We start from the raw sequence: 9,985 nt of genomic DNA, 5'->3' as shown, positions 1-9,985 counted from the left end.
CGACATGGCCACCGCGCTGCACCCGCAGACGATTATCGCGCTGACCTATGACGGCCAGATCTTGCCGCGCAAGTATGGCTACCCGATGAAGCTGCGCATGCCGACCAAGCTGGGCTACAAGAATCCGAAACACATTCAGGTGATCGAGGTCACCAACCGCTTCCCGGGCGGTTACTGGGAAGACCAGGGTTACAACTGGTTTGGCGGCAGCTGAGGCGGCCGCCGGCCATTCTCCGGCACCCCGGTGCCTTTGACATGACGGAAGGAAATACCATGAAAAAGTTATTCGCAATGATGATGTGCAGCGCGTTGATGCTGGGCGTGGCCGGCGCCAACGCCGCGGACGGCATGAGCAAAGACGCGATGAAAAAGGACGGCATGAGCCAGATGTCGCACGACGGCATGGCCAAAGACGGCATGAGGAAAGAGTGCATGGGCAAGGAGTGCATGAAGAAAGACAAGATGGGCAAAGACGCGATGAAAAAGGATGGCATGGCGAAAGACGGTATGGCCAAAGACGGCATGAAGAAAGACGAAATGAAGAAGGACGCGATGGGGCACTAAGCCGCCGCACCCCGCGGCCGCAAGCGGGCGAGCCGCGGCGGCCGCGGACAATTAAGGAGAGAGGATGATGCAGGCGACATGGCTGCGGCGCTTTCAGCGCTCGAACGGGGACGTTATCTTTATGCGCGCGGCGCTGGTGGTGATCTTTGCCGCCTTCGGTTACGCCAAGTGGTTTGATTACGAGGCGCAGGGGCTGGTACCGCTGATCGGCAACAGCCCGCTGCTGAGCTGGATGCATCAGGCGTTCGGCATCCGCGGCGCCAGCTATGCGCTGGGCGTTGCCGAGTGGAGCTTCGGTTTGCTGCTGCTGGCGGGATTCTGGTCGCGGCGGCTGGGATTGCTGGGGGCGATCGGTTCGACGGTGACCTACCTGACCACGCTGACGCTGATCTTTTCCACGCCGGGCGCCTGGGAGCCTTCCGCCGGCGGTTTTCCTGCCATGGCCGGGGCCACCAGTTTTTTAATCAAGGATCTGGTGTTGCTGGCCGGTTCCCTGGTGCTGCTGAAAGCCGACTTGCCGGCCGAGCAGGCATAAAAAAGGGCGTAGCCTGGCTACGCCCTTTCGCTGATTGACCGGTTATCACATATCCGGGAAGGTCAGGGTGCCCCCCGGCGCTTCGCGATGAATGTGCAGGAAGTTCAGGTGCTTCTCGTACTGGTCGAGGATATCGCCAATCACCTGTTCCTTGCTGTAGTCCATCAGGTCGTTGCCCTGGGTGCCTTCCATCAGGAAGGTTTCCAGCCGGTAGTAGTGCGACTTGCCGGAGCGCGCGCGGTAGGTGAAGCCCGGCACCGAGTAGCGCATCGGCCAGATCTGATAGATAAAGTTCTGTTCCTCACCCAGGTGCACCAGCAGCTCCAGGTGGTTCAGGCGTTCGTCTTCGGTCGGCGGCACTTCGCTGAACTCCACTTTCGCGCCGCGCAACTCCAGCTCGCGCGCCACGTCCTGCATCGCCGGGCGGCACACCTTATCCAGCATTTTCTGCGTGTACTGGGTGCCCGGGTAGTTCATCACCCGCGACAGGCGCTGCTTCCAGTTGAGCACGTCGTGGCTGGAGACCGGCACTGGCGCCAGGGTGCTGAGCGCGCTGGCCTTGCGGTAGTCTTCCACCCGCAGCGATTTATACAGCCCGGCCATCACGAAGAAGATCACGAAGCTGAACGGCAGGCCCATGATCACCGTGGTTTTCTGCAGCGCCGGCACGCCGTCGGTCATCAGCATGCCGATGGTCAGCAGGCCGATAGCCACCGACCAGAAAATCCGCAGCCAGTTCGGCGCATCATTATTAATGTCGGCCAGGCGCGAGGTGAAGTTGCCCAGCACCAGCGAGCCGGAGTCCGCCGAGGTGACGTAGAACAGCAGGCCGGTGATGGTGGCCACCGAGGCGCTGAAGGTGAAGCCGGGGTATTGCGCCAGCAGGCTGTAGAAGCCGCGCTCCGGGAACTGCATCACTTCCTGCGCGAACTCGGCGTTGCCGTGAATGATCTGGTAGAGCGCGCTGTTGCCGAAGATAGACAGCCACAGCAGGGTGAACACGAACGGTATGATCAGCGTGCCGACCACGAACTGGCGAATGGTGCGCCCGCGCGAGATGCGTGCCAGGAACAGGCCGACGAACGGTGACCACGCCACCCACCAGGCCCAGAAGAACAGCGTCCAGTTGTTCATCCACTCCACCGGCCGATCGAAGGCGAAGCTGTTGAGCGTCATGCCCATAAAACGGTTGACGTAATCGCCGACGTTGAGCACCAGCGCGTTGAGCAGGAACTCGGTGTCGCCAAAGAACAGCACGAACAAGATCAGGCCAAGCGCCAGCAGCACGTTCAGCTCGGACAGGATGCGGATGCCCTTGTTGACGCCCGAGGTGACCGAGATGGTGGCCATGATCACCGACAGCAGGATCAGCGAGCCCTGCACCGTCAGGTTTTCCGGGATCTCGAACAGCACCTTGAGGCCGTAGTTGAGCTGCACCACGCCAATGCCCAGCGTGGTGGCGATGCCGAAGATGGTGCCGAGCACCGCGGCGATGTCCACGCTGTGGCCGATCGGGCCGTTGATGCGTTTACCGAAGATCGGGTACAGCGCCGATCGGATGGTCAGCGGCAGATTGTAGCGATAGCTGAAGTAGCCGAGGGCGATGCCCATCAGCGCATACATCGACCAGCCTGTCAGGCCGTAGTGGAACAGCGTCCAGACCATCGCCTGGCGTGCGGCCTCCAGCGTTTGCGCGTCGCCTTCCGGCGGCATCATGTACTGGGTCACCGGCTCGGCGACTGAGAAGAACATCAGGTCGATGCCGATGCCGGCGGCGAACAGCATTGCCGCCCAGCTCATCAGGCTGAACTCCGGCTTGGACTGTTCCGGCCCGAGCTTGATCGAACCGAAGCGCGAAGCGGCGATAAACACCACGAACACGATGTACAGCGTCGCCGCCAGCAGGTAGTACCAACCGAAGGTGGCTGACACCCAATTCAGCGTGCGGGTGATCCACTGCCCGGAGAAGTCGGTGAAAAAGATGGTCATCAGCGAGAAGGCCAGGATCAGCCCCGCCGAGGTGAAGAAAACCACAGGGTTGAGGCGGTCCTGCTGCGGTTTGGAGGAGGTTTCGTGGGTTGTCATCGTCATCCTCTGAACTGAGAAAATCGTGCCGCTCCGTATTCCGGGGCGCGTTGGCCTCTGAAAAACGGGCGAATGAAGGCGGCGGCCGTCTCCGCAGAGGAGGGCCTGAATGATGCCGCTTTCGCCTGTTGCTGAAGCGCCGGAGCGCTTCGCGGCGGGAACCGCTTACAGCCACTGATTTTGGTCAGATTCGTTAATTACCTCACAAAAATCAGCCAGTTCCACAACCAGATAGTACAAATTTTTAACCAGGCGGCAATAAAATATATGCAATTTTTATTGAACGTTCAATCAAAAAAAGTTTAATAGTCCTCATGATGACCTGAATCACGGGCGAAACGGCAGTGAAATTTGCCCGCTGAGATAAGGCCGAAGTCGGTTTTGTGAGAGTCGAAATATGCCAAAGGTAGGAATGCAGCCAATCAGAAGGCAGCAGTTGATTGATGCCACGCTCGCCGCGGTAAACGAAGTGGGAATGCATGACGCCACCATCGCGCAGATCGCGCGGCGGGCCGGCGTTTCCAACGGCATCATCAGCCATTATTTCAAGGATAAGAATGGCCTGCTGGAAGCCACGATGCGCTATCTGATCAGCCATCTGGGCGAGGCGGTGAAGCTGCGCTTGCAGGCGCTGACCGATAACAGCCCGGCGGCGCGGCTGCAGGCGATCGTCGCCGGCAACTTCGACGACAGCCAGATCAACAGCGCGGCGATGAAGACCTGGCTGGCCTTTTGGGCCAGCAGTCTGCACCAGCCGCAGCTCAACCGGCTGCAGCAGGTGAACGGCCGCCGGCTTTATTCCAACCTGTGCGCCGAGTTTCGTCGCGTTATGCCGCAGCCGCAGGCGCGGTTGGCGGCCAAGGGGCTGGCGGCACTGATCGACGGACTGTGGCTGCGCAGCGCGCTGCGCGGCTCAGCGTTCAATCAGTCGCAGGCGTTGGCGCTCACGACCGAATACATCACGTTCCAACTCCGGGGGCAAACGCCGCCCGGAGGATAACCCAAGGAGATCCTATGTCCCGTTTTGGCTTGCAGAAGCTCTATATTCATGGCGCCTATGTAGACAGCACCGCTGGAAAAACCTTCAACGCCATTAACCCGGCGAACGGCGAAGTTCTGGCTGAAGTCCAGTCCGCCGGCGCTGAAGACGTCGATCGTGCGGTGGCCAGCGCGGCCAGCGGGCAGAAGGTGTGGGCGGCGATGACGGCGATGGCGCGTTCGCGCATCCTGCGTCGCGCGGTGGATATTCTGCGCGAGCGCAACGATGAGCTGGCGGCGCTGGAAACGCTGGATACCGGCAAAGCGATGTCGGAAACCACCGCGGTGGACATCGTCACCGGCGCCGACGTGCTGGAGTATTACGCCGGCCTGATCCCGGCCATTGAAGGCGAACAGATCCCGCTGCGCGAAACCTCATTCGTTTACACCCGCCGCGAACCGCTGGGCGTGGTGGCCGGCATCGGCGCCTGGAACTACCCGATTCAAATCGCGCTGTGGAAGTCCGCGCCGGCGCTGGCGGCGGGCAACGCGATGATCTTCAAGCCGAGTGAAGTCACGTCGTTGACGGCGCTGAAGCTGGCGGAAATTTACACCGAAGCCGGCCTGCCGGACGGCGTATTCAACGTGGTGACCGGCAGCGGCGCGGAGGTGGGGCAGTACCTGACCGATCATCCGGGCATTGCCAAAGTCTCTTTCACCGGCGGGGTGAAAACCGGCAAGAAGGTGATGGCCAACGCGTCGGGATCGACGCTGAAAGAAGTCACCATGGAACTGGGCGGTAAGTCGCCGCTGATTATCTTCGACGATGCCGATCTGGATCGCGCTGCCGATATCGCCATGATGGCCAACTTCTACAGTTCCGGCCAGGTGTGCACCAACGGTACCCGCGTCTTCGTGCCGGCGGCGCTGCAGGCGCAGTTTGAGGCGAAGATCCTTGAGCGCGTGAAGCGCATTCGCCTCGGCGATCCGACCGATCCGCAGACCAACTTCGGGCCGCTGGTCAGCTTCGCGCACATGGAGTCGGTGCTGCGCTTTATCGAGAGCGGCAAGAACAGCGGCGCGCGCCTGCTGTGCGGCGGCGAACGCGTCACCCACGGCGAATTCGGCAAGGGCGCTTACGTGGCGCCGACGGTATTCAGCGACTGCCGCGACGACATGGAAATCGTGCGTGAGGAGATCTTCGGGCCGGTGATGAGCATTCTCAGCTACCAGAGCGAAGAGGAAGTGGTGCGCCGCGCCAATGATACCACCTTCGGCCTGGCCGCCGGTGTGGTGACCAACGATCTGGCCCGCGCGCACCGCGTGATCCACCAGCTGGAAGCCGGCATTTGCTGGATCAACACCTGGGGCGAGTCGGCGGCGGAAATGCCGGTCGGCGGCTACAAGCAGTCCGGCGTCGGCCGCGAGAACGGCCTGACGACGCTGGAACACTACACCCAGATCAAATCGGTGCAGGTCGAGCTGGGCGAATACGCCTCGGTATTCTGATCTTCCCGCCGTCTTTCGAGCCGCAGCCGCGTTGGCTGCGGCCGACAATCTCTAGAGAGCCAAAATACACAGCCTGTTGCCGAGTCGCGCTTCGCGTCTTTGCCTGACCAGGCCTCTATAAAGTAAGGAGATAATGAATGGAATTTGACTACATCATTATCGGTGCCGGTTCCGCCGGCAACGTGTTAGCCACCCGATTGACCGAGGACGCCGACGTCAGCGTCCTGCTGCTGGAAGCCGGCGGCCCGGACTACCGGATGGATTTCCGTACCCAGATGCCGGCCGCGCTGGCGTTTCCGCTGCAGGGTCGCCGCTATAACTGGGCGTATGAAACCGATCCTGAGCCGCACATGAACAACCGCCGGATGGAATGCGGCCGCGGCAAAGGGCTGGGCGGTTCGTCCCTGATTAACGGCATGTGTTACATTCGCGGCAACGCGATGGACTTCGATAACTGGGCCAAGGCGCCGGGTCTGGAAGACTGGACCTATCTGGACTGCCTGCCGTATTTCCGCAAGGCGGAAACCCGCGATATCGGCCCGAACGATTACCACGGCGGCGAGGGCCCGGTGAGCGTCACCACGCCGAAAGCCGGTAACAACGAACTGTTCCACGCGATGGTGGAAGCCGGCGTGCAGGCGGGTTACCCGCGTACCGACGATCTGAACGGTTACCAACAAGAAGGCTTTGGCCCGATGGATCGCACCGTGACGCCGAAAGGGCGCCGCGCCAGCACCGCCCGCGGTTATCTGGATCAGGCGCGTTCGCGGCCGAACCTGAAAATCGTCACCCATGCGCTGACCGACCATATCGTATTCGACGGCAAGCGTGCGGTGGGCGTCAAGTATTTGCAGGGCGACAGCAATCAGCTGACCCACGCCACAGCACGGCGCGAAGTGCTGCTGTGCGCCGGCGCCATCGCCTCGCCGCAGATCCTGCAGCGTTCGGGCGTTGGCCCGGCTGCGCTGCTGAAAAGTCTGGATATTAATGTGGTACACGATCTGCCGGGCGTCGGGGAAAACCTGCAGGACCACCTGGAGATGTACCTGCAATACGCCTGTAAGAAACCGGTATCGCTGTACCCGGCGCTGCAATGGTTCAACCAGCCGAAGATCGGCGCGGAATGGCTGTTCAACGGCACCGGCGTCGGCGCCAGCAACCAGTTCGAGGCCGGTGGCTTCATCCGCAGCCGTGCAGAGTTCGCCTGGCCGAACATTCAGTATCACTTCCTGCCGGTGGCGATTAACTACAACGGCAGCAACGCGGTGAAAGAGCACGGCTTCCAGGCGCACGTCGGCTCGATGCGTTCGCCGAGCCGCGGCCGGGTACAGGTGAAATCGAAAGATCCTCGTCAGCACCCGAGCATTCTGTTCAACTACATGGCGACCGAACAGGATTGGCAGGAGTTCCGCGACGCTATTCGCATCACGCGCGAGATCATGGCGCAGCCGGCGCTGGACGAATACCGTGGCCGCGAGATAAGCCCTGGGCCGGACGTGCAGACCGATGAGCAGTTGGATGCCTTCGTGCGCGAGCATGCCGAAACCGCGTTCCACCCGTCCTGCTCGTGCAAGATGGGCGAGGATGAGATGGCAGTGGTCGACGGCCAGGGCCGGGTACACGGCATGGAAGGATTGCGGGTGGTGGATGCGTCGATCATGCCGCTGATCATCACCGGCAACCTGAACGCCACCACCATCATGATCGCCGAGAAGTTAGCCGATCGCATTCGCCAGCGCGCGCCACTGCCGCGCAGCACCGCCGACTATTACGTCGCCGGCGATGCGCCGGTGCGCAAGCAGTAACCAACACGCCCTCTCGCCGTTGAGGGGGAGGGCCGCCGTAGCAAGCAACCCCTCTCCATATGCTCTTCCCCAAGGCGAGGGGGCAACTCTTTTTTATCCCCTCATGCCGCCGGCAGCGAGATCGCCTGATCGAAACTGGTGGGCGTCGCCATACGCCACATGCGGGCGTAGAACTCGCTTTTGATCTCCGGTTGCAGCAGCGCGCCCGGCTCCAGGTAGTAATAGATATCGGCGTACACTTTGATCTCGGTCGGCGTGATGCGGCGCAGCATATGGTGCGAGGTCAGTTGTTCCGGGCGGCTGACGCCGGCCGCCGCCAGCATGTCCGCCAGCGCTTTCACCGTATTTTGATGGAAGTGGTAGACGCGCTCCGCCTTGTTCGGCACCACCAGCGCCTTCTGCCGCAGCGGATCTTGCGTCGCCACGCCGGTCGGGCAGTGGTTGGTGTGGCAGCTTTGCGACTGGATGCAGCCGACGGCGAACATAAAGCCGCGCGCCGAGTTCACCCAATCGGCGCCGAGCACCAGCACGCTGGCGATGTCGAAGGCGCTGATGATCTTGCCACTGGCGCCTACCTTGATTTGGTCGCGCAGGCCGCAGCCCACCAGCGTGTTATGCACGAACAGCAGCCCTTCGCGCAGCGGCATGCCCATATAGTTGGAGAGCTCGAGCGGCGCGGCGCCGGTGCCGCCTTCCTTACCGTCCACCACGATGAAATCCGGCAGGATGCGGGTGTGCAGCATCGCCTTGACGATGGCGACGAACTCCCACGGGTGGCCGATGCACAGCTTGAAACCGACCGGTTTGCCGCCTGACAGCTCGCGCAGCTGCTGGATGAAATGCATCATTTCCAGCGGGGTGGTGAAGGCGCTGTGCGAGGCCGGCGAGATGCAGTCGACGCCTTCCGGCACGCCGCGGGTGGCGGCAATTTCCGCATCCACCTTTTTCGCCGGCAGAATGCCGCCGTGGCCGGGTTTGGCGCCCTGGCTGAGCTTGATTTCAATCATTTTGACCTGCGGGCTTTGCGCCTGTTCGGCAAAGCGGCGCGGATCGAAATGGCCGTCGGCGGTGCGACAGCCGAAATAGCCGCTGCCCAGCTCCCACACCAGATCGCCGTTGTTTTCACGGTGATAGCGGCTGATGCTGCCCTCGCCGGTGTCGTGGTAGAAATTGCCCTTGGCCGCACCGAGGTTGAGTGCGCGAATGGCATTGGCGGAGAGCGCGCCGAAGCTCATGGCCGAAATGTTGAAGATCGACGCAGAGTAGGGCTGGCGGCAGTCGGCGCCGCCGATGGTGATGCGAAAACTGGTCGGGTCGGCGGCTTCCACCGGCCGCATGGAGTGGCCGATGCACTCATAGCCGGTTTGGTACACATCCAGCAGGGTGCCGAACGGCTTGTCGCCCATCTCGTTTTTCGCCCGGCGATACACCAGCGTGCGCTGGGTGCGTGAAAACGGAATCTCTTCATTATCCTGCTCGAGGAAATATTGGCGCAGTTCCGGGCGGATGAATTCGAAGAAGAAGCGCAGGCGGCCGATGATCGGGTAGTTGCGGCAGATGGCGTGGCGTTGCTGCGTGAGATCGTAGATACCCAGCACCATCAGGCAACCGCAGGCCAGGGCCGGCAGCCAGAACCACGGATGGTTGTGCATCATGATCAAGAAAACCAGGGTGAGCAAGATGCTCAGCACAAAGCAGGTATAGCGGCTGAATAAGGACGACTTCATAACATCTCCTGATGTTTATTTTAATCCACACGACATGACTCACGGATAATCCGTGTGCAAATCGTAACCAACAGGAGAGGATGTTGTGTGTCTGTTGCTGCTTTGTCGCCGGTTGTTACATTAATTTAACTTGGCGGGAGAAGGCGGGTTGCCGCGCGGCGTACCGCGCAACAAGCCAGGGCAGGTTATTTTCCGGCGACGAAGATGGTGCTCATGCTGCGCAGCCGCAGCTTTTTCATCGCGCTGTATTTCTGCGAAAAGATGGTTTTCGGATGCGTGCCGCGCTTTTCCGCAATGTGCAGCAGGCTGTCGCCGCGCAGCAGATTGAAGATCACATCGCTTTCCGCCGGGCTGAGCTCGCGGGTTTTCTGCACCCTGATGCCGCCCGGTTCTTTGCTTTCCAGCAGCCGCTGGATTTTTTCCTGCAGCGAATAAAGCGGAATGCGGGTGGAGACCAACTCGACGGAAATCCCCAGGATCGACAACAGTTTCACTACGCGCTCGTCGTCATAGAACACCAACAGGCGCGTTTTGCTGTTGTACTGCTGGTGCAGGGACACCAGGCTTTCGATCACGTTGACGCTCTGTTCGAGGTTTTGCGAGGTGAAAATCAGCGCGATATCGTGCTTGGTGATCTTCTCTGCTTTGGCGCCACCGTGCATGAAATCGGAAAACAGGCGGATATCGTACGCGCCGTAGTGTTTCTTAAGCAGCACCGACAGGCCAACATAGCTGTACTTACACTCACTAATCACAAGAACGTTGTTTTTAGACATAGGGCA

The 9,985-nt window shown here is 60.9% G+C and carries 9 protein-coding genes; 6 read left to right on the top strand and 3 right to left on the bottom strand.

Annotated elements, in window-relative coordinates:
* The 3 genes from FUU19_RS07425 to FUU19_RS07415 all read left to right on the top strand — a co-directional run.
* Nucleotides 1-214, top strand: a 214-nt coding sequence (locus FUU19_RS07425; protein WP_230507101.1) for a molybdopterin-dependent oxidoreductase, incomplete at its 5' end; no start/stop codon positions are given.
* A gap of 59 nt (nucleotides 215-273) precedes the next feature.
* Entirely contained in the window at nucleotides 274-564 is a 291-nt protein-coding gene (locus tag FUU19_RS07420; protein ID WP_230490227.1) for a pentapeptide MXKDX repeat protein, read from the top strand.
* A 64-nt stretch (nucleotides 565-628) separates the two neighbouring features.
* On the top strand, nucleotides 629-1,099 hold the full coding sequence (locus FUU19_RS07415) for a YkgB family protein (RefSeq protein WP_019454465.1): 471 nt from the start codon (nucleotides 629-631) through the stop codon (nucleotides 1,097-1,099).
* A gap of 45 nt (nucleotides 1,100-1,144) precedes the next feature.
* Here FUU19_RS07415 and FUU19_RS07410 read toward each other — a convergent pair whose 3' ends face one another.
* Nucleotides 1,145-3,184 carry a choline transporter gene (locus FUU19_RS07410; RefSeq protein WP_141970006.1) on the bottom strand — a complete coding sequence of 680 codons (2,040 nt, stop codon included), beginning with the start codon at nucleotides 3,182-3,184 and terminating at the stop codon, nucleotides 1,145-1,147.
* 397 nt (nucleotides 3,185-3,581) lie between these two features.
* Here FUU19_RS07410 and betI point away from each other — a divergent pair, with 397 nt between their 5' ends.
* The 3 genes from betI to betA all read left to right on the top strand — a co-directional run bounded on the left by betI (nucleotide 3,582) and on the right by betA (nucleotide 7,476).
* The gene (betI, locus tag FUU19_RS07405) at nucleotides 3,582-4,184 is read left to right on the top strand and encodes a transcriptional regulator BetI (protein WP_038880897.1); all 603 of its coding nucleotides are present in this window, start codon (nucleotides 3,582-3,584) and stop codon (nucleotides 4,182-4,184) included.
* 14 nt (nucleotides 4,185-4,198) lie between these two features.
* Nucleotides 4,199-5,671, top strand: coding sequence for a betaine-aldehyde dehydrogenase (betB, locus tag FUU19_RS07400; RefSeq protein ID WP_123894349.1), 1,473 nt, complete (start codon nucleotides 4,199-4,201; stop codon nucleotides 5,669-5,671).
* Between the two features lie 137 nt (nucleotides 5,672-5,808).
* Nucleotides 5,809-7,476, top strand: coding sequence for a choline dehydrogenase (gene betA, locus FUU19_RS07395; RefSeq protein WP_141970004.1), 1,668 nt, complete (start codon nucleotides 5,809-5,811; stop codon nucleotides 7,474-7,476).
* 101 nt (nucleotides 7,477-7,577) lie between these two features.
* On the opposite strand, the gene FUU19_RS07390 is transcribed toward betA, so the two are convergent.
* Together FUU19_RS07390 and FUU19_RS07385 are read right to left on the bottom strand one after the other, a co-directional pair.
* A complete protein-coding gene (locus FUU19_RS07390; RefSeq protein WP_141970002.1) occupies nucleotides 7,578-9,203 on the bottom strand; it encodes an FMN-binding glutamate synthase family protein in 1,626 nt (541 codons plus the stop codon).
* Nucleotides 9,204-9,388: 185 nt separating this feature from the next.
* On the bottom strand, nucleotides 9,389-9,979 hold the full coding sequence (locus FUU19_RS07385; protein ID WP_004939094.1) for a LuxR family transcriptional regulator: 591 nt from the start codon (nucleotides 9,977-9,979) through the stop codon (nucleotides 9,389-9,391).
* Between the last annotated feature and the right edge of the window lie 6 nt (nucleotides 9,980-9,985).

Origin of the sequence: Serratia montpellierensis, from assembly GCF_020858655.1 — a bacterium.
Classification (GTDB): domain Bacteria; phylum Pseudomonadota; class Gammaproteobacteria; order Enterobacterales; family Enterobacteriaceae; genus Serratia; species Serratia montpellierensis.
Note: the sequence above shows the minus strand (reverse complement) of the source record. Positions and strands in the feature narration are given on the sequence as shown.

Bases quoted from the DNA above. Each gene is read 5' to 3' on its own strand.
- FUU19_RS07415 (WP_019454465.1), top strand. From the start codon at position 629: ATGATGCAGGCGACATGGCTGCGGCGCTTTCAGCGCTCGAACGGGGAC.
- betI (WP_038880897.1), top strand. From the start codon at position 3,582: ATGCCAAAGGTAGGAATGCAGCCAATCAGAAGGCAGCAGTTGATTGAT.
- FUU19_RS07410 (WP_141970006.1), bottom strand. From the start codon at position 3,184: ATGACAACCCACGAAACCTCCTCCAAACCGCAGCAGGACCGCCTCAAC.
- betA (WP_141970004.1), top strand. From the start codon at position 5,809: ATGGAATTTGACTACATCATTATCGGTGCCGGTTCCGCCGGCAACGTG.
- FUU19_RS07390 (WP_141970002.1), bottom strand. From the start codon at position 9,203: ATGAAGTCGTCCTTATTCAGCCGCTATACCTGCTTTGTGCTGAGCATC.
- FUU19_RS07420 (WP_230490227.1), top strand. From the start codon at position 274: ATGAAAAAGTTATTCGCAATGATGATGTGCAGCGCGTTGATGCTGGGC.
- FUU19_RS07385 (WP_004939094.1), bottom strand. From the start codon at position 9,979: ATGTCTAAAAACAACGTTCTTGTGATTAGTGAGTGTAAGTACAGCTAT.
- betB (WP_123894349.1), top strand. From the start codon at position 4,199: ATGTCCCGTTTTGGCTTGCAGAAGCTCTATATTCATGGCGCCTATGTA.